Annotated in this window: 18 protein-coding genes and 2 pseudogenes; 6 read left to right on the top strand and 14 right to left on the bottom strand. The window is 50.3% G+C overall.

The features are described from left to right. Positions 1 to 3: 3 nt before the first annotated feature. The 14 genes and pseudogenes from HZB31_02575 to ndhC all read right to left on the bottom strand — a co-directional run bounded on the left by HZB31_02575 (position 4) and on the right by ndhC (position 15,709). Positions 4 to 1,107, bottom strand: a complete 1,104-nt coding sequence (locus tag HZB31_02575; GenBank protein MBI5846824.1) for an MBL fold hydrolase — start codon at positions 1,105 to 1,107, stop codon at positions 4 to 6. A 222-nt stretch (positions 1,108 to 1,329) separates the two neighbouring features. After that, complete coding sequence (locus HZB31_02580; protein ID MBI5846825.1) at positions 1,330 to 2,757, bottom strand: NADH-quinone oxidoreductase subunit N; 1,428 nt, start codon at positions 2,755 to 2,757, stop codon at positions 1,330 to 1,332. Positions 2,758 to 2,776: 19 nt separating this feature from the next. Then, the gene (locus HZB31_02585) at positions 2,777 to 4,312 is read right to left on the bottom strand and encodes an NADH-quinone oxidoreductase subunit M (protein ID MBI5846826.1); all 1,536 of its coding nucleotides are present in this window, start codon (positions 4,310 to 4,312) and stop codon (positions 2,777 to 2,779) included. A 3-nt stretch (positions 4,313 to 4,315) separates the two neighbouring features. Continuing rightward, positions 4,316 to 6,235: an NADH-quinone oxidoreductase subunit L gene (gene nuoL, locus HZB31_02590; protein MBI5846827.1), complete on the bottom strand. Its 1,920-nt coding sequence runs from the start codon at positions 6,233 to 6,235 to the stop codon at positions 4,316 to 4,318. Positions 6,236 to 6,239: 4 nt separating this feature from the next. Continuing rightward, positions 6,240 to 6,542 (bottom strand): NADH-quinone oxidoreductase subunit NuoK, encoded by a 303-nt coding sequence (gene nuoK / locus HZB31_02595; protein MBI5846828.1) that lies wholly within the window; start codon positions 6,540 to 6,542, stop codon positions 6,240 to 6,242. 2 nt (positions 6,543 to 6,544) lie between these two features. Continuing rightward, a complete protein-coding gene (locus HZB31_02600) occupies positions 6,545 to 7,057 on the bottom strand; it encodes an NADH-quinone oxidoreductase subunit J (GenBank protein MBI5846829.1) in 513 nt (170 codons plus the stop codon). Positions 7,058 to 7,059: 2 nt separating this feature from the next. Next, positions 7,060 to 7,614 carry an NADH-quinone oxidoreductase subunit NuoI gene (gene nuoI / locus HZB31_02605; protein ID MBI5846830.1) on the bottom strand — a complete coding sequence of 185 codons (555 nt, stop codon included), beginning with the start codon at positions 7,612 to 7,614 and terminating at the stop codon, positions 7,060 to 7,062. Further along, a complete protein-coding gene (gene nuoH, locus HZB31_02610) occupies positions 7,614 to 8,624 on the bottom strand; it encodes an NADH-quinone oxidoreductase subunit NuoH (protein ID MBI5846831.1) in 1,011 nt (336 codons plus the stop codon). The genes nuoI and nuoH overlap by 1 nt, the downstream gene beginning before the upstream one ends. A gap of 41 nt (positions 8,625 to 8,665) precedes the next feature. Next, positions 8,666 to 11,254 (bottom strand): NADH-quinone oxidoreductase subunit NuoG, encoded by a 2,589-nt coding sequence (gene nuoG, locus HZB31_02615; protein MBI5846832.1) that lies wholly within the window; start codon positions 11,252 to 11,254, stop codon positions 8,666 to 8,668. After that, the gene (nuoF, locus tag HZB31_02620) at positions 11,251 to 12,516 is read right to left on the bottom strand and encodes an NADH-quinone oxidoreductase subunit NuoF (GenBank protein ID MBI5846833.1); all 1,266 of its coding nucleotides are present in this window, start codon (positions 12,514 to 12,516) and stop codon (positions 11,251 to 11,253) included. Before nuoF (HZB31_02620) ends, nuoG (HZB31_02615) begins: the two co-directional genes overlap by 4 nt. 3 nt (positions 12,517 to 12,519) lie before the next feature. Continuing rightward, entirely contained in the window at positions 12,520 to 12,984 is a 465-nt protein-coding gene (gene nuoE, locus HZB31_02625) for an NADH-quinone oxidoreductase subunit NuoE (GenBank protein MBI5846834.1), read from the bottom strand. 38 nt (positions 12,985 to 13,022) lie between these two features. Continuing rightward, positions 13,023 to 14,780 (bottom strand): annotated as a pseudogene (locus HZB31_02630) (NADH-quinone oxidoreductase subunit D). 48 nt (positions 14,781 to 14,828) lie between these two features. Then, positions 14,829 to 15,383 (bottom strand): annotated as a pseudogene (locus HZB31_02635) (NADH-quinone oxidoreductase subunit B). Beyond that, positions 15,353 to 15,709, bottom strand: coding sequence for an NADH-quinone oxidoreductase subunit A (gene ndhC, locus HZB31_02640; GenBank protein MBI5846835.1), 357 nt, complete (start codon positions 15,707 to 15,709; stop codon positions 15,353 to 15,355). The pseudogene HZB31_02635 and the gene ndhC overlap by 31 nt, the downstream one beginning before the upstream one ends. Before the next feature lie 128 nt (positions 15,710 to 15,837). Between ndhC and HZB31_02645 the strand changes: the two genes are divergently transcribed. From HZB31_02645 to nuoG (HZB31_02670), 6 genes are read left to right on the top strand one after another with little or no spacing between them, the layout of a single operon-like run. Then, complete coding sequence (locus HZB31_02645; GenBank protein ID MBI5846836.1) at positions 15,838 to 17,415, top strand: HAMP domain-containing protein; 1,578 nt, start codon at positions 15,838 to 15,840, stop codon at positions 17,413 to 17,415. After that, positions 17,412 to 17,786, top strand: coding sequence for a sigma-54-dependent Fis family transcriptional regulator (locus HZB31_02650; protein ID MBI5846837.1), 375 nt, complete (start codon positions 17,412 to 17,414; stop codon positions 17,784 to 17,786). Before HZB31_02645 ends, HZB31_02650 begins: the two co-directional genes overlap by 4 nt. Before the next feature lie 52 nt (positions 17,787 to 17,838). Continuing rightward, a complete protein-coding gene (locus tag HZB31_02655) occupies positions 17,839 to 18,606 on the top strand; it encodes a response regulator (protein MBI5846838.1) in 768 nt (255 codons plus the stop codon). Between the two features lie 24 nt (positions 18,607 to 18,630). Further along, positions 18,631 to 19,557 (top strand): NAD(P)H-dependent oxidoreductase subunit E, encoded by a 927-nt coding sequence (locus HZB31_02660; protein MBI5846839.1) that lies wholly within the window; start codon positions 18,631 to 18,633, stop codon positions 19,555 to 19,557. Between the two features lie 14 nt (positions 19,558 to 19,571). Further along, on the top strand, positions 19,572 to 21,470 hold the full coding sequence (gene nuoF / locus HZB31_02665) for an NADH-quinone oxidoreductase subunit NuoF (protein MBI5846840.1): 1,899 nt from the start codon (positions 19,572 to 19,574) through the stop codon (positions 21,468 to 21,470). After that, on the top strand, positions 21,471 to 23,927 hold the full coding sequence (gene nuoG / locus HZB31_02670) for an NADH-quinone oxidoreductase subunit NuoG (GenBank protein MBI5846841.1): 2,457 nt from the start codon (positions 21,471 to 21,473) through the stop codon (positions 23,925 to 23,927). Positions 23,928 to 23,964: the final 37 nt, after the last annotated feature.

A 23,964-nucleotide genomic window follows, 5' to 3' on the forward strand; every position in this document is an offset into this window, starting at 1 on the left:
GGCTCAGCCCTCGGTTAGTTCGACGCCTGCGGTTTCTTCTCCTGAGAGCGCGACGTCGAGAGGAGGCAGGTTCCGGTCGAGGAATATCTTCAATATCCTGAGCTGTAAAAGATTTTTTTCCTTTTCTGTCGAAGATCTAAATACCAGCTTTGTCAGTGCCTCAACAGCCTCTATTGGATCGGCCTTGATATCGGTCACACGATTGTCCCGGCTCAGCGCAAAGATGGCCGGATAGCTTCCATCGGGATGGAAGACCCGCATCACACGTTCAACCTTGTCCTCTCCGATCACTTCCCTGGCAGAGGCAATGATCTCGTTGACCGCATCAATGATGAGCGGTATTCGGTCACCCATTCCGGCGATGATATCAAGGCCAACGCTCAGTGAATTCATTTTTTCGAGAAATTCCTCTATCAACTGACCTTTGATAATACCCCCGTGCTGCGGTGCAATCATCAGTGGCGGGGGCTGGAGTTCCCTTATGCGCCGGACTGCAAGGCGAAGAGCGTCATTACTCGGCATGTAGAGTTGATGGAAGGCCTTGATTCCTGCCCAGTTGGCTTCGGTAGCCGTCAGATCAGTCGACGCGATACCGCCGAACAGATCGCCGGAAAAGAGAATTCTCGTCTCCAGATCATACACCATGCAAGCGCCCCTGAAGTGGCAGAAAGGGGTCGGGATAAACTGAAGCAGATGGCCCGTCGGCAGGTTCACTCTCAAATTCTTGAATCGCTCGACTGCGCGGAAGTTCTTCTGGTCCAATCCGAAAAACTGGACAAGACGCCACGTGTCCTCGGTCATAAGCGTCAGGAGCTTAGGGTTGAGCCTCGCCAGATACGTCGTATTGGCTCCGACATCCGGGTCTTGGTGGTTAACGTAGACCATCTGGACCTTGGAGATATTACCAATCACCGAGGCAACCTTCCTGGCCATGGTTTCAAGATCAACGGGCGGACCTGGGTCAATCACCATATTCAGGGTCTTCCCTTCACCCTGAAAGACCCTCAGGTAAATATTCCGATTGAGAAGAGAATTCGCCGAATCCCCAACCCAGTAGACCCCATTGTCTATCTTAATGGGCTCGTCATTGCCCGCAGTTGCCGCCATCTCAAGACCCCCAAGTAATCAGGATAATAATGCTCTCAATTAGAGTATCACACCAACCGATACAAGTCAAACAGCGAGGTTGAAAGGGAAAATAGCGCCATCGATACAATCAAACAGTAATGCTCAGATACTTCGCGATGGCCTTATTGTCTTCGGAATCCGGGGCTTTGCAGCAAAAAATACTACATTTTCGCTAAAATCCGGAAATACTTTGGCAGGAAATTAAAACATAGAGACTGCGAGTCTGGCGAACATAAGGAATTTTGACGGCAGTATACCGATGAAGAGCACCGCAATAACAGTCACTGCGAGCGCCAGTGCCAACCCCGGTGAACTGTTCAGTTGCACCGTCTCCTTCGGCTCTTTCATATACATGAGCATCACGATTCTGAGATAAAAAAAGGCCGATATTGCGCTGAACAGAACCGCTACGATAACAAGCCAGGTGTACCCGGCACTGATCGCAGACATAAAGAGGTAGAATTTGCCCATAAAGCCCGCCATCGGTGGTATACCGGTAAGGGAGAACATGAAGACAAGCATAAGGGCCGCGGCAACAGGATGCGTCTTGGCAAGTCCCTCATAATCAGTTATCTCTTCTCCTTTGAACCCTTCGGTTCTGAGCATGGTAACAATGGCAAAGGCTCCTATGTTCATGAATGCATAGATGAACATATAGTTGAGCATACTCGCCATGCCATCAGGGGTGCCTGAGATAACACCAAGGAGCATGTAGCCGGCATGTGCGATCGAAGAATATGCCAACATCCTCTTGATATTGGTCTGTGAAAGAGCAACGATATTTCCGACTGCCATGGTGAGGATCGCTATCGGGATGAATATCGCCGCCCAGTCCATATGAGCAGGGCCGAATGCCGTCAAAAAGACTCTGCCCAAGACTGCAAACCCTGCTGCCTTTGGCCCAACTGACATGAATGCCGTAATGGGGGTAGGTGCGCCTTCGTAAGCATCGGGTGCCCACATATGAAACGGCACTGCAGCGATCTTGAAGGAAAAGGCAACGGCAAAAAGGATCATCGAAAGCATAAGCACGGGATTTGAAACAAGATTGTTTTTGGCAATATATGCCGCGATATCCCTGAGGTTTGTCGTGCCGGTTAGGCCGTAGATCATGGATGTTCCATACAGGAGTATCGCCGAGGCAAACGCTCCAAGAAGCAGGTATTTCATTGCGGCTTCGTTCGACTTGATATCATAGCGGATAAAACCGGCAAGGATATACGTGCTCAGAGCCATTAGCTCAAGGCCAAGATACAGAACGATGATATCCGCAGCAGACGCCATAAGCATCATTCCAAGCGTGGCAAAAATGATGAGGCTATAATATTCGCCGAAATTGATCTTCAGGGTCTCAAGGTATTTCGACGACATGAGAACCGTGAGAATCAGATTGACGAAAAAGATAACCTTGAAGAAGGAGCTGTACCCATCAGAGATATACATGCCGCCGAAAGTGGAACCCATTGAGCCTATAAGCGCAAAAAAAGCCGCTCCGGCAGAGACAATCGTAAGGAATCCGATCGTCTCCTTGCGCTTGATCACAAGGTCCGTCATGAGCATGGCGATTGCCATAACAACCATCACGATCTCAGGCAACACCGGCTTAAGGTCAGGCATTATCAGGGGCATCTATCGTAATCCTCCGGTCTCATCTCAGAATCTGTATGATGCTATTGACTGCTACTGCCGGCGCACTTCCACCGTTCACCCTCTCAAGAAGGTGCTGGACTGTCGGGTGCATGAAACTCAGATATGTGTTGGGGAATATGCCAATCCAGAATATCAGGATAACCATCGGAAGAAGCGTAAGCAGTTCCCTCGCGGTTATGTCCTGAAGTCCTGCAACTTTTTGGCTCGTCTCCATAAAAAATACCCGCTGATAAAGCCAGAGCATATAACCCGCACCTATGATAATACCTGTTGCCGAAAGCACCCCGGCCCACTGGCTTGCCTTAAACCCGCCCAGTAGAATGAGGAACTCTCCCACAAAGCCGTTCGTTGCCGGCAACCCTATGGACGCAAACGTAAAGACAATAAAAAGCGATGCGTATATCGGCATCACTGAGGCAACACCTCCGTAATCAGCGATCACCCTGGTATGTGTCCTTTCATATATGATGCCCACACTGAGGAAGAGGGCTCCGGTGACGATACCGTGATTCAGCATCTGCAGTATTCCGCCCTCAACTCCCTGCGTGTTCAGTGCAAAGATCCCCAGGGTAACAAACCCCATGTGGCTTACAGAACTGTATGCGATAAGCCTTTTCAGGTCTGTTTGTGCAAGGCAGATAATGCCGCCGTAAATAATGGCTATTACGGAGAGAGCCAGCATGATTGGCGCCATCTCCCGGGAAGCATCAGGAAGAAGCGGCAGGGAGAATCTGAGAAAACCGTATGCCCCCATCTTGATAAGCACTGCGGCAAGGATAACACTGCCTGCAGTCGGCGCCTCGGTGTGGGCATCAGGCAGCCAGGTATGCACCGGGAACATCGGCACTTTCACCGCAAATGCTGCGAAAAATGCCCAGAAGAGCATCAATTGGAGCTTGTAGGGATAAGCCTTCGTCATAAGCTCGAGGATATTGAAAGTCCTGCCCGCATAGAAATAGAGAACGATGATGCCGACAAGCATCAGCACACTCCCGACAAGCGTGTACAGAAAAAACTTTATTGCAGCATATACCCTGTTTGGGCCACCCCATACGCCGATGAGCAGGTACATCGGAATAAGCATCGCCTCCCAAAACAGATAAAAGAGCATGAAATCAAGAGAGCAAAAGACCCCGATCATTGCGCTTTCGAGTATCAGGAGGCAGATGAAAAATTCCTTTGTCTTTATCCTGACCGATTCCCATGAGATCAGCACGCATAGGATCGTAACGAGCGTTGCAAGGAGAACAAAAAGAACACTGATGCCGTCAAGACCAAGATGGTAATTCATATTCAGATACGGTATCCATGCATACCGCTCAACAAACTGCATCATATGTGTTGATTTATCAAAATGGGTAAAGAGAAATATCGAGAGGAGAAACGTCGCGACACTGTACAGGAGGCTCACCATCTTGATCGCCCTCTCATTCGTCCGGTTAATAAACAAAATACAGGCTGCTCCGACCAGCGGCCAGCAGATCAGCATGCTCAGAATCGGAAATCCCAATGCGTTATTCATCGTCTGTTCCATAATCTACCTCAGGAGCATCATGACGATAATCAGCAGGATGCCGGTAGCCATGATGGTCGCGTAGTGCTGCATAAGCCCTGTCTGAATTCGCCTCAAGCCTGAACTGAAGGCAGCAATAGCACTCGGCACACCATTGACAATAGCCTCGATAATGCGTGCGTCCGTGATCCCGATAAGAACATTCTTTGCGATCCAGATCGTCGGCCTGATTAGTATGAAATCGTAGAGCTCATCGACATAGTATTTGTTGAAGAGGACCCGGTGGACTGCACTGAACTGCTGAGCGATCCGCGCAGGCAATTCGGGTCTTACCATATACATGAAATAGGCAAGGCCGATACCCGCAAATCCTACAAGCACGGATATACCCATGACCATCCACTCCTCTGCGTGCGTACCGTGCCCTTCAGGATGGCCCAACACCGGTTTCATAAACTCGGTAAAATGAGCTCCGCCGCCAACGAGATGCGGGATACCCACCCAGCCTGCCGCCACAGCTCCGATACAGAGCAGCATAAGTGGAATAGTCATAGCCTTGGGAGACTCATGGAGATGATGCTCCTGCTCGTGCGTTCCGCGGAACGAGCCATGAAATGTAAGAAATATGAGCCGGAATGAATAAAATGCCGTAAGAAAAGCCACTATGGTTCCCATGAGCCAGACAAGCTTGCCGACGGGGCTTGGGCCTGAATAGGCAAGCCAGAGTATTTCGTCCTTGCTGAAAAACCCCGCAAGACCGGGAACACCGGCGATACTAAACGAGGCTATCAGCATGGTGATATAGGTAATTGGCATATATTTTTTCAGATTCCCCATCTTCTGGATATTGAGTTCTCCGCCCATGGCATGCATAACGCTTCCTGCGCAGAGGAAAAGAAGCGCTTTAAAGAATGCGTGGGTGTACAGATGAAATACACCGGCAGTATACGCGCCGACCCCGCAGGCCAGGAACATATACCCGAGCTGGCTAACCGTTGAGTATGCAATGATCCTTTTGAGGTCATTCTGCACAAGACCAATGGTTGCAGCAAAGAGCGAGGTTATCGCTCCGGTGAGCGCAACGACCATCAGCGCTGTCTCTGAAAGGCTGAATATGGGACTGCAGCGTGCAACAAGAAAAACACCGGCAGTGACCATGGTTGCGGCATGAATGAGCGCGCTGACCGGCGTAGGTCCTTCCATGGCATCCGGCAGCCAGACATGGAGCGGCATTTGCGCCGATTTTCCGACAGAGCCGCAGAAGAGCAGGAGCGCGATAAGCGTCATGAGATGCACGTCAAAGCCGAGGAAGTTAACGGTTGTGTCAGCGAAGCTGGCTGCCTGGCTGAAGACCGGCTCATAATATACATTGCCAAAAGTCAGGAAAATCATAAAAATACCGATGCCGAAGCCGAAGTCGCCGAAACGGTTCACAATAAACGCCTTCTTGCCTGCATCAGATGCCGACTTCTTATTGAAATAATAGCCGATCAGGAAGTAGGAACAGAGCCCCACGCCCTCCCATCCGAAATAGAGCTGGAGGAAGTTATTGGCCATGACGAGCATGAGCATCGAAAAGGTGAAGAGGCTGAGATAAGAGAAGAACCGGTAATATCCTGGATCGCCATGCATGTACCCGACCGAGTATATATGGATCAGCATACTACAGGTCGTGACCACGATAAGCATTACAACCGTAAGTTGGTCGATGAGAAATCCGACCGATACCTTAAATCCTCCGGACAGTATCCAGGTAAATACGTCATAATTGATCTTTGCGCCGGAAAGCACTTCCGTAAGTGCCATCACCGCAACCACCCAGGACCCCGCCACCGCCAGGATAGATACCCAGTGAGCATTTTCCTTCAAATATTTCCTGCCCAGGAGAATGTTGATTACAAAAGCAGCAAGCGGCAGGAACGGTATCAGAGCATAACTGGTCATCATTCTATCCCTTCATCTCATTCATTTCGTCGACATGTGCTGTCTGCTTGTTCCTAAACAGTGCAAGGATGATCGCAAGCCCTATTGCCGCTTCCGCTGCGGCAACCGTGATAATAAAAAATACGAGGATATGGCCGCGCATATCCTGCAGATAATGGCTGAACGACACCAGACTGATATTCACGGCGTTCAGCATCAACTCAACCGACATGAACATGATGATAACATTCTTCCTTGTAAGGAAGCCGAACATGCCTATCATGAAGACTGCAGCGCTCAGGATCAGATACCAGTTCAAAGGAACCATCATTAACTCCTCAGTTTCCTTTTTGCAAGAACTATCGAACCGATGACAGCCACAAGCAGGATCAGGGATGCTATTTCAAAGGGAAACAGATACTCGGTATACAGGAGCCTGCCCAGGGCCTTTGTGTGCGTCTCGCTCCGGACCGCTTCGATGGAATATTTACCTATTGGTCCCTTGACATAAGAACCAAGCGCGGTCACCACCGAGACAAAAAGCAGACCGGTAACAAAAAGTCCTGCTGGCCAGGAGCCGACAAATCTCTTGATCGAAATCTCCTCTTTCAAATTGAGAAGCAGAACAACAAAAAGGAACAGGACCAGAATCGCACCGGCATAGACGATCACCTGGATCGCTGCAATAAACTCGGCATTCAGAAAAAGATACAGTCCGGCAATATGGAAAAAAAGTAGCAGCATCCACATCACGCTATGTACCGGGTTCTTCCGCGTAACGACTAGCAACGACAGTACGATGATCGTAAATGCATAATAGCCGAAGAAAAGTTGTTGCAGCATCCCTATCGTTTTTCCTTTCCGGGTATTTTACTGAACATTGCTTGTGCAGGATCGCCTTTGAAGTCTTCGGTCAGGGGCCTCCAGAATTTCTTAAAATACTGTTTCCCTTTTTCACCTTCAAAATACTTGTCCCAGTTGCCGAGCAGTTTTTCTTTGTTCATATAAAATGCATCTCTGGAGTAGTTGGAATATTCATAGTGCTCGCTCAGGGTTATGGCGCCGAAGGGACAGGCCTCAACGCAAAACCCGCAGAAGATGCACCTGACAACATCGATCTCATACCGGTCAACGACCTTGTTATGGTCTTCGCCCTCTGTCGTATAAATGTGAATGCACTGCGACGGGCAGTACGCCCCGCAGAGGCCGCAACCCACGCACTTCATCCTTCCGGTGTTGTCTTTCGCAAGCGCGTGCAAACCCCGGAACCCTGGCTGGGCCGGCACCTTTACTTTCGGATAGCGGCGTGTCACCGCCGGCTTGAAAAGCGTCCTGAACGTGAGGGCCATGCCCTTCAGTATCTCGGTAAAAAACATTATTTTTATCAATGAATTCTTCATCAGAACCATCCCATGATCTTCAGCGTGCCGGTAATGACAATATTCACCAGGGCAAGCGGAATGAGGACCTTCCATCCAATGTTCATGAGCTGATCGTAGCGGTACCGTGGAAGCGTTGCCCTTACCCAGTAGTAGAGGAACATGAAGAAGTAAACCTTGCCGAGAAATACCACAACCCAGACTATGGGCGGCAGCTGGGACAGAAAAGGCAGAAGGTCCATGATGAACTTCGGCAATGTCCATCCTCCAAGAAAACAGAGTGTGCCTATGGCTGACATAATGAGCATACCGGTGTATTCACCGAGAAAGAACATGGCAAACCTGAAGCCACTGTATTCGGTAAAGTAACCGGCGACCAGTTCGCTTTCCGCCTCGGGAAGATCAAAGGGCAGCCTGTTCGTTTCTGCGAACATGGCAACAAAGAAGACAAAGAAGCCGAGCACCTGCGGAATGGCATAAAAACCTGTCGGATAGTTGTACTGTGCCTTCACGATCTCGGTAAGGTTGAGCGAACCGGACATGATCATTACGCCGACCAGGCTCAGGCCCATCGCAATCTCATAACTGATAACCTGCGAGGCCGACCTCAGGCCGCCAAGGAATGAATATTTCGATCCCGAAGACCACCCTGCCATCACAATGCCATAAGCGCCGAGGGATGACATGGCCAGGAGGAAAAGAATGCCGATATTGATGTCGGCCACAGCAAAACCGTCGAAAAAGGGCAATACCGAAAGAGAAGTGAGCGCTGACACGAAAAAGATAACAGGAGCAAGATAGAAAATCGGTTTGTCCGCAGTCGCCGGGATGATATCTTCCTTGAAAAAAAGCTTTACGCCGTCAGCAATAGGCTGCAACAATCCAAACCAGCCAACCTCTCTGGGGCCAAGTCTGAACTGCATAAACCCGATAACTTTTCTCTCCCAATACGTGGCATAGGCTACATGCAGAAGCGTAATGCCGATAACGATAGCAACCTTGATAAGGATTATGACAATATTGGTCAACATCAGTCCGATATTGGGGGCAAGGATCGGCTCAAGGAAGCTGTTCATGCAGTCACCTTTTCAATGGTTATCTCTATACCGTCCAGACAGGGTGCCTTGGTTATTTGATCAAGTATGCAGTCGGTGAGCCTGAAGGCACCCTTCCCTTCGAAGTTGTTGCCTACCCTGACTGACGAACTGTCGCCGTCCTTTTCAATGGCAACAAACAGGGCAAGGGAGCCTGTTTTTGTCTTGACCCGCACAACATCCCCCTCGGTAAGTGAAAAGGCCTGTGCTGTCGCTGCGCTGACTCTTGCCACTGATTGGGGATAGATATTTACCAGGGCCGGGGCTTTTGTGCTCATCGTGCCAGAATGGAAAAGCGGCTTTTCGATTTTCAGATAGAGCTTGTCCGGTACTGCTGAACGTAAAAACGTGTCAACCTGTATATCTTCCTTTGCGTCGCGCAGCGGCTCACCTTTGTAGGGATAGATATTGTCACCATTCTCTATATCCTCATAGGTCAGGCCCCGATGAAGAGGAGACACTTTTGCCGCCTCATGGAAAATATCTTCTGCGCCCCTATAGTCCATACTGTATCCCATATTCTTCGAAATTTCAGCTATGATCTTCCAGTCTTCCAAGCCCTCTCTATGCACAGCCTTTCTCACCCGCTGTATCCTGCGCTCCATGTTCGTGAATGTGCCGTCCTTCTCTGCCCAGCTCAGCGCCGGGAGCACAACATCTGCGAGCTTTGCCGTATCAGTAAGGAAGATGTCCTGCACGACCAGAAAGTCGAGCTTTTTAAATGCTGCTTCAACCCTGCCGGAATCGGGGATATTGCAGAGCGGGTTTTCACCCATAACATAAACAGCCTTGAGGCTTCCCTTCTGGGCAGCATCTACCATCTCAAAGAGATTGAGACCGGGCTTATCAGATAATTCAGTATGCCAGACATTCTCACATTTCTTTCTGAACTCGGGATAGGCAACAGGCCGGTGTCCCGGAAGGATATCGGGCGCACAGCCCATATCAAGGGCACCCTGCTCATTGGCTTTTTCCGAGAGAAGGTAGATTCTTCCGTTGGCAAGGTAGTTTATCGCCGCAAGCAGAAGCAGTTTATAGCTTCCTCCAGTGCTCTGAACAATATCTTTGCCGATAACAAGACTGAAGGTTGCAGCTGCCGCAAGCAGGTCGACAAACGCCTGGAGCTGCTTTTCCGTTACACCGGTCTTTTCGGTGACTTCATCAGCGGTGACCGCGATATCTTTTATTTTTTCCTCAAGGGCGGCATTTGATCCTGGCAGACCTTTCTTTGCCCTGAGCGCTGACACAATCCCTTCCAGGAGGGTTGCCTCTGTCTGCAGATCGGGAACAAGCTTCGTAGGATTAAAGTTCTTGAGGCCGTCTACCATTCCGATGGTCAGAACATTGCCATCTCTTCTTGCACAAGCCCTGATCTGAAGACCAAGAATAGGATTAACCGTTGTCGGATCGCCGCCGATCACCATGACCGTATCAGAGTTTGCAAGTCCTGAGATGATGTTCGCTGTTGCACCCTGGCCAAAGATATTCTCAATAAAACTCTGGGCACCTGCAAACCCGGTCCGCGCTGTTGTGTCTATATTGTTCGTGCCTACTGCAACACGCATAAACTTCTGAAACAAATAGTTGTCCTCATTCGTGCAGCGTAGAGAAGCGATACCTGCGATCGCCTGGCTGCCTGATGTCGCTTTGACATCGCCAAGCTTTTTCGCAACAAGGGTTATTGCCTCTTCCCAGGTTGCCTCAATAAGTGTCCCGTTTTTTCTGATGAGCGGAGTGGTAAGCCTGTCCTTGCTGCCTACAAATTCGTAGCCGAATCTCCCGCGGGAGCAGAGCATGCCGTTGTTCACCGCCGAACCGAGCTTAGGGACCACGCGCATGATCACATCATCGCGCACCTGCGCTACGACCGTACAGCCAACCCCGCAATACGGGCATACGGTCTCGTGCCGCTCCTTCACCTGCCAGGGACGGTAACTGTGTCTGTGGAGCCTCGACATGATGGCGCCTACCGGACAGACCGAGACGCAGTTGCCGCAGTATTCGCAGTCAAATTTACCGCCGGAGAAAGGCTCGATATGTGAATGGCCGCCCCGGTCAATGACCGCAATGGCCGATGCACCCTGTTTGCCTTCGCACATCCTGACACACCGAGTACACATGACGCAGCGCTCCATGTTTCTGACGATCGCAGAGTCTGCCAGGCTCTCCTTGACCTTTCTCTTCTTCTCCTTGAACCTTCCCTTTGCAGGGCCGTATTTTTCAACAAGGTCCTGGAGATCACACTCGCCTGCCTTATCGCAGTAAGGACAATCGAGCGGATGATTGATCAGCAGAAACTCAAGAATGCCGCGCCGCACATCAGCAATCTGCTCCGTCTCGGTCCTGACAACCATGCCGTCAGTCACCATAAGCGTACAGGCAGTCTGCAGCCTCGGCATCTTCTCGACTTCAACGAGACAGAGCCGGCAGCCGCCATATCTCTCGAGCTGTTCGTGATAACAAAGCGTCGGTATTTTAATGCCTGCAGAGCGGGCTGCCTCAAGGACGGTCACTGCTTTTTCAAGCGGGATTTCTTTCCCGTTTATCGTTACTGTTATCATTTTCATCCGTTCACCGTGCATTTCTTTGCCTTGATATGCTCCTCGAACTCCGGCCTGAAATGTTTGATGAAATTTTGAACAACACAGGCTGCGCCATCGCCAAGCGGGCAGAAGGTTTTCCCAAGCATATTGCCGGCAACAGACAGCATCAGGTCGATATCTCCCTCTGTGCCGTGGCCCTGCTCGATGCGCTCAAGTATTGCCCTGAGCCAGCCCGTTCCTTCACGGCACGGAGTGCATTTGCCGCAGGACTCATGCTCGAAGAACTTAAGCGCCCTGGCGCAGACCTTTACCAGACAGACGGTCTCGTCCATAACAATTACCGCGCCTGAACCAAGCATGCTGCCGTGTTTCGGCATGTTCACAAAATCCATAGGACAGTCTATCTTGTCGGGCGGAAGCACAGGTGTTGATATGCCTCCGGGGATCACCGCCTTGAGCTTCTTCCCCCCCTTGAGGCCTCCGCAATGCGTAAAGATAATATCCTTCAGCGTTGTTCCCATAGGAAGCTCGTACACGCCCGGTTTTTGCACGTGGCCGCTTACACAGAATATCTTCGGGCCAGGACAATCCGGCGTTCCGATCTTTGCATATGCCTCGCCGCCTATCTCCATGATATAGGGCAGATTCGAAAGGGTCTCAACATTATTGACAACCGTCGGCTTTGAGAAAACACCGACGTTGACCGGAAACGGCGGCTTGATCCTCGGCTGTCCCTTGTCTCCTTCAAGTGACTCGATAAGCGCGGTTTCTTCACCGCAGATATAAGCCCCTGCTCCCTGGTGTACCGCCAGGTGAAAGGTGATCCCTTTGCCCAATATATTTTCGCCAAGAAGATTGTTTTCGTAAGCCTGTTTGATCGCCTTGTTCAGAATATGCTTTGCTGCAGGGTATTCGCCGCGCAGATATATATACCCGTATTCCGCCTTAAGCGCGTGCCCTGAAATGGCCATGCCCTCGATAAGCATGTGAGGGTTCTTCTCAAGCAGCGGCCGGTCCTTGAAGGTTCCGGGCTCGCCCTCGTCCGCATTGCAGAGCAGGTATTTCGGGAACTTCGGATCAGCAGCGGCAAAAGTCCATTTCATCGCAACGGGGAACCCGGCTCCGCCGCGGCCTCTCAGCCCTGCACGCTTCACCTCATCAATGATCTGCTGGGGCTCCATCGCAAGTGCCTTTGCGATTCCCTTGTACCCGCCGACCTTCTTATATTCGAGGATATCCGCCGAGTTCGGGTTTTCTATATTTTTTAAGAGTGCCGCTTCCATAATTCCTTATCGGTATTTCCCCAGGATCTCTTCCAGGTTATTTTCGTTGAGATTCTCGTAAAAATCGTCGTTTATCAACATTGCCGGCGCTGTACCACAAGCGCCGATGCACTCCATAATGACCAGTGAAAACCTGCCGTCAGACGATACGCCTCCGGGCTCAATACCATATTTATTTTTCAGAAAATCGACAAGTTTCTCCGCACCAAGGATCATGCAGGAGACATTTGTGCAAAGCTGTATGAGATGTCTGCCCATCGGCTTCTGCTTATACATTGCGTAGAACGTCCCAACACCCCGGGCAGTCGCTTTCGGAACGTTAAGCAGGTCAGCGACAGCCTCATATGCTTCAGGAGAGAGCCAGCCGAATTCCCGCTGCGCCACATAAAGGGCCGGCAGAAGCGCTGCCCGGCTGCTGGGGTATTTTGTCCTGATCTCCTCGATCTCTTTTATCGATGCGTCATTAAACATAACTTATGATTCTTTGACCTCAGTCTTAATTCTGGTTATTACCGGTCGCACTCACCCAGAACGATATCTATCGTCCCGATATTGGCGATAACGTCTGCTATCATACCACCCTCACAGAGTCTTGTAAGGGCCGATGCATGTACAAAAGATGGCGCACGAACCCTCATCCGGTAAGGCTTTCCGGTGCCATCGCTTACGAAGTAGAAGCCGAGTTCACCTTTGGGGACCTCACTGCCGACATAAATCTCGCCTTCGGGCACGGTCGGGCCCTTGGTGATCAGGATGAACTGATGAATAAGATGCTCCATGTCCTTGAGAACCATATCCTTTGGCGGCAGCGTAAACTTCGGCGCATCTGCCATGACAGGTCCTGCAGGCAGGTTCTCAATACACTGCTTGATGATTCTGATGGATTGCCTCATCTCGCCGACCCTCACGAGGTAACGGTCATAGCAGTCGCCCTTTTTCCCAACCGGAATATCGAAATCGACTTTATCGTAGGCGTCGTAGGGAAAATATTTTCTCACGTCATAGTCAGAGCCTGAACCTCGGAGTGTCCCTCCGGTAAGGCCCCAGTTAACGGCCTCCTCCAGGGAGATAACACCAATATCGACAGTCCTTTCCTTCCAGATTCTGTTTTCCGTCACCAACGTCTCATAGTCATCCATTTTTGAAGGAAAATCGAGTATGAATGCATAAAGCTGATCAAGGAATTCCTGGCTGATATCGTTGCGAATTCCGCCCACACGCGGAAAACTGACCGTCAGTCGTGCACCGCAGATCATCTCAAAAAGATCGAGAATTTTCTCCCTTGCCACCATGGCATGCAGAAACGGCGTCGTGGCACCGATATCGAGGACATGGGTGCCGAGCCAGACGATATGGCTTGACAGTCTTCCCATCTCGGCAAGGATGGTCCTGATATACTTTGCCCGCTCAGGCGCCTCTATACCGAAAAGTTTCTCCACCGCAACGACATATCCCACATTGTTATTCATGGAAGAAATGTAGTCAAGCCTGTCCGTAAGGGGGAGAGCAGCAAAATAGGTCTTGTTCTCACCAAGTTTTTCTATGCCTCTGTGAAGGTATCCCACGTGAGGAGTGCACTTAATGACATTTTCTCCCTGAAGGTTGAGCACAAGACGCAGGACGCCATGGGTCGCCGGGTGCTGCGGACCCATGCTGATCGTCAGTTCTTTTGTCTCAAACGGTTTTTCTATATCTTCCATAATTATCTGTTCTATTCCGCCAGATACCGATTCTTAACCTTGCCAATCATATTGTCTATACTTTTTTGACCGGTCAAGAACATCAAGAAACCCGCTCCATTCTTCAGCAGGCCCTTTTACTGGATAGTCTTTCCTGAGCGGATAACCTGCCCAGTCCTCAGGCAGCAACACCCTTCTCAGGTCAGGATGGCCGGCAAAGATAATACCGAACATATCAAAGCATTCACGTTCATGCCAGTTCACGCCGATCCATACAGGCATGACCGAATCAATTCTCGCATCATTTTCAGGGACTTCTGCCTTGACACGCAGGGCATGCCGGTGCTTCATGGAAAACAGATGGTAGACCACCTCGAACCGCACATCCTTTTTCCCGAGATAATCCACGCCGCACAGATCAACAAGAAAGTCAAAAAAAAGATCCGGATCATCATGAAGAAATCTGGCAATCTCCATAATTCTGCCCTTCCGTACCGTTACGGAGACCTGCCCCCTGAACTCCCTGATATCAAGGACCTCTTCAGGAAAGCGATCTTTTATCTTATCTGCGATCTGCAATATTTCCATGGTTTCTTTATAATCAGTCTCTTTCAGTAACGGACACTATACACGGGATCATCTCCAGCGGCTCCAGCGGAACTGCTCAGCTTTTATTTTCTCCTGAAGCTTGATAATTCCGTCAATAAATGCCTCGGGACGCGGCGGACATCCGGGGATATCTACGTCGATCGGCAAGAATGTATCACACCCCTGCACGGTGCTGTACGTATTGAATATGCCTCCGCTGTTTGCGCAACTTCCTACGGAAATTACATACCTCGGCTCTGGCATCTGGTCATAGACGCGCCTCACTATCTCGGACATCTTCTTCGTCACCGTTCCGGCGACAAACATGAAGTCCGACTGCCTCGGAGAGCCTCTCGGGATGATTCCCATTCTGTCTAGATCATTGTGACTGGCATACACGGCCATCATTTCGATGGCACATCAGGCCAAGCCGAACGTCATGGGCCACAACGATGAACTTCTTCCCCAGTTGATCAGCTTGTCCATCGATGTGATAAGTATGTTCGGCGCAAGAATCTTTACGCCTTCTTCAACTTCGACAAGCGATTGGGAAGGTGTGCTGAGGGTAGTGATCAGTCCCATACAAAGGCCTCCTTTCTCCATGCGTAGAGGTAGCCGACCAGCAGAATCACCATAAAGATGAGCATCTCTATGAAGGCATAAAGTCCGATCTTGTCGAACACTATTGCCCAGGGATAGAGAAAAACTGCTTCAACGTCGAACACAACAAACAGCATGGCAATAATATAGAACTTTACTGAGAACCGCATGTGAGGCGAACCAACCGGAGCGTTTCCGGATTCATACGGCATGAGCTTTTCGGAATACGGCCGCCTGAGGCGCAGCAGTTCGCCGATGAGCAATGAACCAATGCCAAAAGCAGTAGCGACCATCAGGAAGATGAGTACAGGCAAATATTCTGAAGGCATAAAAGTTCCAGGCATAACGGTATAATTTTATAGGACATCCAAACTAATAAGTCAAGCAAAAAAAATGGGACTGCAGCTTTAGGTTTTTTCTTGCTTTAATTGTTGTAAATGATATAAATTTTTTAGCGATGCTCGTAAATAAGTCTTTTCACTCACTGACCGGGAAACTCATACTTACAATCGGCACGCTCATGATCGCCGGGAGCATGCTCTTCTGGCTGTTTCTTTTTAAGTATCAGGAAAAAGAGCTCATCGCAAGTTCGGTCAAATACGGGTATTCCTTCGTCGATTACATCAGAAACAGCACGCGCTACGGCATGCTGACGGTACAGGGCACACTCATCCAGCAGACCGTTGAGGCTGTCGGCATAGCCGAAGGCATCCAGGATGTCCGCATCTTCGACAGCAGAGGTAAAATTGCCTATGCATCTGACAGAAAACATATCGGTACCGTCCTCGACAAAAACTCAGGCCTTTGCCTGAGATGCCACCCTCCCTCGGGCCCGACAAAAGACACGCCAAGCTGGAAAATCACAAAAGGCGAGCACTACAGGATACTGAACATTGTGCAGCCCATATACAATGAGCCTGCCTGCTACAATGCCTCGTGCCATGTGCATCCCAGGGAGCAGCGTGTCCTGGGCCTCGTTGAGGCAGATCTTTCGCTCGAACTCCTTGATCACGGCATCAAACAGCAGGGCATTGCCATCACGATCTATGTGCTTGCCTTTTCGATCGTCATATCCGGCACGCTCTGTGTCATCCTCTGGAACTTTGTATCTACCCCTGTTACCATGCTCGCACAGGGCATGAGAAAAGTTGCGGCAGGCGATCTCGACTTTAAAATTAATATCAACCGAAAAGACGAAATCGGCGAACTCGCCAATACGTTTAATGCTATGAGCGACGAACTCAGGAAGGCAAAGAACGAACGTCTGGAATGGTCTAACACGCTTGAAAAGAAGGTCCAGGAAAAAACAGAGGCGATCCATCGGGCACAGCAGCAGCTTATCCATTCGGAAAAACTTGCCTCCCTGGGAAGGATGGCTGCAGGAGTCGCTCATGAGATCAACAGTCCGCTTACCGGCATTGTGACCTTCGGACATCTCCTTCTGAAGAAGTTTCCGGAAGGCACGGAAGACCGCGAAGATATCGAGGTCATTATTGATCAGGCAAACCGTTGCTCCAATATCATCAAGGGGCTTCTGGGCTTTGCACGCGCAACAACAGCAGACAAGACCAGGACAAATATCAATGACGTAATCAACAGTACGCTCAATATCGTCAAGAACAAGGCAGACTTCTTCAACATAAAGCTGTCCTCGAACCTGGATCCTTCACTTAATATGGTACGGGCAGACGCGCCCCAGTTGCAGCAGGTCTTCCTGAACATGATCGTTAACGCTGCCGATGCCTGCGAAGGAAAGGGTTCTATCACCATAACGACCTCAAATGTCAATGACAATGGAGAGGACTATGCCCAGGTGGAGTTCAGGGATACAGGACATGGGATCAAGGACGAGGCGCTCGAAAAGATCTTTGAGCCCTTTTTCACCACAAAACCTGTCGGCAAAGGCACAGGCCTTGGCCTCGCCGTAAGCCACGGTATCATTCAGGACCATGGCGGAAAGATCACGATCAGCACAAAAATCGGTGAAGGCACCAGTTTCTTTATCTGGCTGCCGGCACTGAAGGAGACTGCATGAGCAGGGGAAAGATTCTTGTCATCGATGATGAAGACATTGTACGCTTAAGCTGCAGCCGCTCTCTTGTCCCCGAAGGATATGAGTTGAAAATGGCGAAAAACGGTCCGGAGGGTCTCAAGATACTTGACGAAGAGACCTTTGATCTCGTACTCACTGATCTTAAAATGCCAAACATGGACGGGATAGAAGTGCTGGGGACTATCAAGGAGAAGTGGCCGAAGACAGACGTGGTCATCGTAACGGGATACCAGACTGTTGAAACCGCCGTAAAGGCGATTAAGCTCGGCGCCTTTGACTATATCGAAAAACCGTTCACACCTGATTCTTTGGTCGAGACCGTAACAAAAGTCTTTAAGGCACGGAATAAGTGAAGCTTTTTCTTTTTTGTGCAAAATCAGCATGCAGCGTTAAAGGAGGGCAGTCATGAAAAGTAAGGGGAAGATTCTGGTTCTTGACGACGATCCTGTCGTAACCCTGAGCTGTAAGAGGATCCTCGGTGCAGAGGGTTTTAATATCATCACGGTTGATAAGGGAGAGGATGCCATCAAGAAGGTATCCAATGAAGAGTTCGACCTTCTTATATCAGACGTAAGGCTGCCTGACATGAACGGTATTTCGGTGCTCCGCGAAACAAAAATCGTCCAGCCCAAGCTTGACGTGGTGATTATCACCGGGTACCCCACACTCGACGAAGCAAAAGAGTCCGTCCGTTTAGGCGCTTTTGAGTTCATCGAAAAGCCATTTACACCTGACTTCATGCTGAACGTTGCGCGAAAGGTATTTGATACCCGCGGATGGATACTGAGGAAAGCGTTCATCGATGATTTCAGAAACGACATCGTCAATCTTCGCGACACCCAGAACCCGGTCCTGTTCTATAAGGAAGGGACCTGGGCACGGCCGCTGAAGGACAACATATGGGAAGTCGGCTGCGATGCACGCTACTGGCTCCTGGCCGGTCAGCTCGCATCCATTGAACTTCCTCAGAATCTGCGGACGATCATGGCAGGCGAGAGCTTCGGCAAGATCCTTTCGAGCAGCGGCCAGACAGATGATCTGATCGCTCCCATGACAGGAAGGGTTACCGAAGTCAACCATCACGCTAACACTGCCATGAGCGCTCTCGTTCGGGACAACCTGAGCGAGGGATGGCTTCTCTGGCTTGCACGCATAGAACCGATAACTATTTAATGGAACTACTATTGAGGAGGATTTATGGCTGCTGAACCCAAGATCCTGGTCGTTGATGACGAACTCGTTGTCATCAAGAGTGCCGAACGGGTACTAAAGAGCGAAGGATACCAGATAGAGGGGGCGCTTGGGGGTCGGGAAGCGATCCTCAAGATGGAACAGGGCAATTATGATCTGGTCTTTACTGACCTGAAGATGCCGGAGGTTGACGGCATAACGCTTATTCGGTGGATCAAGAAATCCAGACCGAATATCGGGATCGTCATCATAACGGGATATCCATCGCAGGAGACCATGAAAGAGGCGATAGACCTCGGCATCATAGACTATGTGCCGAAACCTTTCACCCCCTCGGTTCTGCTTGATGTTACAAAAAGGGCTGTGCAGTGGGCTGAAGGAAGAAAACCCGCGGAGGAAAAAGGCGCGGAGGAGTTCCCGCCGTCTATGGCGGCAGAGCTCGACAGGGTTATACGCGAATACCGCCACAGGCCGGGATGCCTGATCCCCGTTTTGCAGAGAGCGCAGGAAATTGTGGGATATCTCCCGCCAATCGTCCAGAAGCGTGTAGCAAAAGGTCTGAATATACCCCAGGCAGAGGTTCACAGCGTTGTCTCCTTCTACTCGTTCTTTACCATGAAGCCCCGCGGCGATCATAATATCAGGGTATGCCTCGGAACCGCATGCTACGTCAAGGGGATCGAGGGTGTTGTTGACAAAATCAGGGAAACGCTCAAGATCAATGTTGGGGAGACAACAGACGACAAGAAATTCTCACTCGAAGGAGTGCGCTGTCTCGGTGCATGCGGCCTGGCACCGGTCATGGTCATCGATGAAGATACCTTCGGCAATATGTCTGCAAAAAAAGCGATAGAAATAATCAATCGCTACTCACCTGTTACTGCAGAAGCATCTGCCGTTGCTGAAGAAGCGCTTGCAGGACAGGAGGAATAAGCATAATGGCTAAACTGAATATAGAAGATCTTAAAACGCTCCATGAAAAGAGCAAGGCGGCTTTCAGACCTGACAGCGGCAAGTATAAAACAAAGGTGACAGTCCATATGGGCACCTGCGGACTTGCCGCAGGCGCAAAACAGGTGATGGACACGCTCGTTGAAGAGGTGAAAAAGAGCGGCCTTGCAGACATCCTGATCGCAACATCAGGATGCGCAGGGCTCTGCGGCAGAGAACCGATCATGACGGTTGAGCAGCCGGGATCTGAGCCGGTCAAGTATTGTGACCTCAACAGTGAAAAGACCCAGAAGATTGTGAAGGAACATCTTGCCGAGGGCAACGTTGTCTCGTCAATGGCCCTCCCTGCCAAGAAAGATATGCCGTTCATGAATCTTCAGGAACTTCGCGTATTGAGGAACACCGGCTTTATGGATCCGGAAAGCATAGATGAATATATAGCGCGTGACGGGTATCTCGCAGCAGCAAAAGCGCTTACGATGACAAAAGAAGATATTATCAAGACCGTAAAGGACTCCGGTCTGAGGGGCAGGGGTGGTGCAGGCTTCCTTACCGGACTTAAATGGGAGTTCGCCTCACGGGTACCATCAGAAATAAAGTATATGCTCTGCAATGGTGACGAGGGCGATCCCGGTGCATTCATGGACAGGTCTGTCATGGAGGCTGATCCTCACTCTGTCATTGAGGGAATGATCATTGGTGCAAAAGCTATCGGAGCAAACTACGGATATATTTATGTCAGGGCTGAATATCCCCTTGCAGTCAAGAGACTGCAGATGGCCATTGACAAGGCAACCGAAATGGGCCTTTTGGGCAAAAACATATTAAACACCGGCTTTGACTTTGAACTCGGGATCTATCTCGGAGCAGGAGCATTTGTCTGCGGCGAGGAGACTGCACTTATGCGCTCCCTTGAAGGCAAGCGAGGCATGCCAAGGCCAAGGCCTCCCTTCCCTGCAGTCAAGGGGCTCTGGGACAAGCCTTCGGTGCTGAACAACGTAGAGACCCTTGCACAGATAGCACCTATCATTCTCAATGGGTCTGAATGGTACAGGACCGCAGGTACGGAAAAGAGCGCAGGCACCAAGGTATTTGCCCTCACCGGAGCGGTCAATAATGTCGGCCTTGTCGAAGTGCCTATGGGCATCCCTCTCAGGCAGATTATCTACGACATCGGAGGCGGCATCAGGAAAGGAAGAAAGTTCAAGTCCGTACAGCTCGGCGGCCCGTCAGGAGGCTGCATACCGGAACATCTTCTGGACATCCCCGTGACCTATGAAGACATCATGGCAACCGGAGCAATCGTCGGTTCAGGCGGCATGGTTGTCATGGACGACAATACCTGCATGGTCGGCACGGCAAAATTCTTTCTTGAGTTTACGGCTGACGAATCCTGCGGCAAGTGTACGCCCTGCAGGGTCGGCACAAAGATTCTTCTCGATATGCTCACTGACATCACCGAGGGGAAAGGCAAGGAAGGAGACATTGAAACGCTTGAGGACCTGAGCAGGGACATCATCACAACATCACTCTGCGGCCTTGGTCAGACGGCCCCCAATCCGGTCCTTTCTACGATCAGATATTTCAAAAACGAATATGAATCTCATATCCATCAGAAATGGTGCAAAGCAGGCGTATGCCGCAGCCTCACAACATTCATGATCGATGAAAAACTCTGTAAGGCCTGTGGTGCATGCCTCAGGGCATGCCCGGCAAAGGCAATAGTCGGCGAGAAGAAGGTGCCTCATAAGATCATCCAGGAACTCTGCGTACATTGCAGATCCTGCTATGATACCTGCAAATTCAACTCTATCAGGATCCTCCCTGCGGGCTTTGAAGGCGATCCAAATGAGTTCCTCGAAAAAGCCTCAGCAGGCAAAAAGGAGGAGAAATAAATGATTGAACTGATCATTGATGATAAGAACGTATCTGTCGAGGAAGGCACCACTATCCTCGCTGCAGCAAAAAAAGTCGGCATCAATATCCCCAATATGTGCTATGACAAGAGACTAAGACCATACGGTGGATGCAGGATCTGTGTTGTTGAGCAGGAGGGCAACCCGAGACTGCTCGCCTCATGTTCAACGCCGGCAGCAGCAGGCATGGTGATCAAGACCGATACACCAAAACTGAAAAAAGTTCGTCAGACCGTTCTGGAACTTATGCTTGTGCATCATCCGCTTGACTGTCCGGTCTGCGACAAAGCAGGAGAGTGCGATCTTCAGGACATGGCCTTTCAGTATGGCAAACCTGAAGGCAGATTTATCCGCCACAGGAAAGCCATGCCTTCAGATGTGAGGGGGCCCCTTGTAGAGCTCACAGCCAACCGGTGCATCCTCTGCGGCAAGTGTGTGAGAATATGCGCCGAGCACCAGGGACGCGGTGCTCTCGGCCTTATCGGCCGAGGTTTTCCTACCGTCGTTCAGCCTGCCTTCGGAGAAATCCTTGAATGTGACTACTGCGGACAGTGCATTGATATCTGCCCCACAGGCGCCCTTCTGAGCAAGCCCATGAAGTTCCAGGCGCGCGCCTGGTTCCTTGAAGAAAAAGATACGATATGTCCCTTCTGCGGATGCGGCTGCACACTTACCATAGGCACCCGGGAAGGCAAAATTCTGAGATCCCGCGCAAAAGAAGACAACGGCAGGAGTGAGGGCAACCTCTGCGGAAGAGGCAGATTCGGCGTCGATTACATCTACAGCGAGAACCGGCTGAAAACACCGCTCATCAGAAAAGATGGTGAGCTTGTTGCCGCAACATGGGATGAAGCCCTCAAGTATGCAGGCGACAGCCTGACCCGAATTGTGGCTGCTCATGGAAAAGATGCAGTTGGTGCGCTTGGCTCCCACCGCTGCACTAACGAGGACAACTACATGCTCAGGAAGTTCATGAGCACTGTTATCGGCTCTGCCAACCTTGATTCGTCCGCTGCGTTTGGATACTCGAGGGTCCAGCAGGCCCTGTCTATGGCCTTCGGCACAACATCTCACACCATTGACATGAAATACCCCCTGGGCAAAGATGTCATAATGGTCATTGAATCTGACATCAGCGCTACCCACCCCGTGTTTGGCCTGAATATCCTCAAGGCAAAGCGTGAAGGTTCAACACTGATCGTTTCAGATTCTCGTGAAACAAAACTGACACGCCACTGCAGCTCTCATCTCCGGACGGAAAGCGGCACATCGGTGGCATTCATAAACGGCCTGATGAAGGTTATCATTGATAAAGACCTTTTCAACAGACAGGTCGTTTCGAAAATTGAGGGATTTGATACGTTCGAAAAAAGTCTTGGTGACTATACCCCGGACAAGGTTTCAAAAATAACACGCGTATCTGAAACAGAGATTACCGAAACAGCTGAAACTCTTGCAAAGGCAAAAAGCCGCATGATCTCATTAACCGTAAATGTTTCTGAAAACACCAAAGGGATGGACATGGTGCTTGCAGTTGCAAATCTTGTGCTGCTCCTTGGCGATGAACCGGAAACCCTTCAGATACCGGCGGAATATGCCAACACCCTCGGCATGACCAAAATGGGGATTGCACCTGAGGCAGGAACAAAAGATTTCTTCAATATGCTCTATGAGCAGGGTGCTGTTAAGGGGCTTTTCGTCATGGGCGAAGACCCTGTTTCAGCATATCCCTTCAGCTCAAGGATCCTGTCTGTGCTCAAATCCCTTGATCTGCTGATCGTACAGGACATTGCACTTACCGAAACCGCAAAGCTTGCACATATTGTGCTTCCTGCCGCAGGCTGGTCGGAAAAAGATGGGACATTTATTAATACTGAAGGCATCAGCCAGAAGCTCCAGCGGATCATTGAGACGCCGGGCCTGTCCATGCCGGACTGGAAGATATTGAGAAACCTTGCGCTTGCGATGGGCAAGGAGATAGGAACGAGAAGTGTTGAGGGCCTCTCTGAGGAAATAGCGAATACGGTGCTCAAAGAGAAGAAGCCTGCGGACAAAATGGCCTTTCACGCAGTACCCTATTTGGCAGGAGAAATCCCTTCGGCCGAGTATCCACTGGCGCTGGTAGTCAGGGATGTGCTTCAGCATTCAGGCAGCATGTCTACGCGCTCAAAGTCTCTCGATCTTGTCGTTTCTGAGGCATACCTTGAACTCAATGAAGAAGATGCGACCAAACTCGGTGTATCAGACAACAGTCATGTAAAGGTCTCCTCAAGAAGAGGCACGATCTACCTGAAGGCCAAAATAACCGACGCTGTCCCTGCCGGAACGGTTTTTTCATCAACGCATTTCCCGCATGGTCGTGTAAACACCCTGCTCTACTATCCTGAAAACGGCACAGCCAGTCCGTGCGCCGTAAAAGTAGAGTCTACAAAATAAAGAGGACAGATGGCAGCCTGTCCTCTTTGTTTAGCAC

Source organism: Nitrospirota bacterium, from assembly GCA_016235245.1.
Classification (GTDB): Bacteria; Nitrospirota; Thermodesulfovibrionia; order Thermodesulfovibrionales; family UBA6898; genus UBA6898.

What these genes read in the sequence shown, in the direction of transcription:
- nuoK (MBI5846828.1), bottom strand. Translation starts at nt 6,542, where the DNA reads ATGGTTCCTTTGAACTGGTATCTGATCCTGAGCGCTGCAGTCTTCATG.
- HZB31_02585 (MBI5846826.1), bottom strand. Translation starts at nt 4,312, where the DNA reads ATGGAACAGACGATGAATAACGCATTGGGATTTCCGATTCTGAGCATG.
- HZB31_02655 (MBI5846838.1), top strand. Translation starts at nt 17,839, where the DNA reads ATGAAAAGTAAGGGGAAGATTCTGGTTCTTGACGACGATCCTGTCGTA.
- nuoI (MBI5846830.1), bottom strand. Translation starts at nt 7,614, where the DNA reads ATGAAGAATTCATTGATAAAAATAATGTTTTTTACCGAGATACTGAAG.
- HZB31_02645 (MBI5846836.1), top strand. Translation starts at nt 15,838, where the DNA reads ATGCTCGTAAATAAGTCTTTTCACTCACTGACCGGGAAACTCATACTT.
- HZB31_02600 (MBI5846829.1), bottom strand. Translation starts at nt 7,057, where the DNA reads ATGCTGCAACAACTTTTCTTCGGCTATTATGCATTTACGATCATCGTA.
- HZB31_02650 (MBI5846837.1), top strand. Translation starts at nt 17,412, where the DNA reads ATGAGCAGGGGAAAGATTCTTGTCATCGATGATGAAGACATTGTACGC.
- HZB31_02580 (MBI5846825.1), bottom strand. Translation starts at nt 2,757, where the DNA reads ATGCCCCTGATAATGCCTGACCTTAAGCCGGTGTTGCCTGAGATCGTG.
- nuoG (MBI5846841.1), top strand. Translation starts at nt 21,471, where the DNA reads ATGATTGAACTGATCATTGATGATAAGAACGTATCTGTCGAGGAAGGC.
- ndhC (MBI5846835.1), bottom strand. Translation starts at nt 15,709, where the DNA reads ATGCCTTCAGAATATTTGCCTGTACTCATCTTCCTGATGGTCGCTACT.
- nuoG (MBI5846832.1), bottom strand. Translation starts at nt 11,254, where the DNA reads ATGAAAATGATAACAGTAACGATAAACGGGAAAGAAATCCCGCTTGAA.
- HZB31_02660 (MBI5846839.1), top strand. Translation starts at nt 18,631, where the DNA reads ATGGCTGCTGAACCCAAGATCCTGGTCGTTGATGACGAACTCGTTGTC.
- nuoH (MBI5846831.1), bottom strand. Translation starts at nt 8,624, where the DNA reads ATGTTGACCAATATTGTCATAATCCTTATCAAGGTTGCTATCGTTATC.
- HZB31_02575 (MBI5846824.1), bottom strand. Translation starts at nt 1,107, where the DNA reads ATGGCGGCAACTGCGGGCAATGACGAGCCCATTAAGATAGACAATGGG.
- nuoE (MBI5846834.1), bottom strand. Translation starts at nt 12,984, where the DNA reads ATGTTTAATGACGCATCGATAAAAGAGATCGAGGAGATCAGGACAAAA.
- nuoL (MBI5846827.1), bottom strand. Translation starts at nt 6,235, where the DNA reads ATGACCAGTTATGCTCTGATACCGTTCCTGCCGCTTGCTGCTTTTGTA.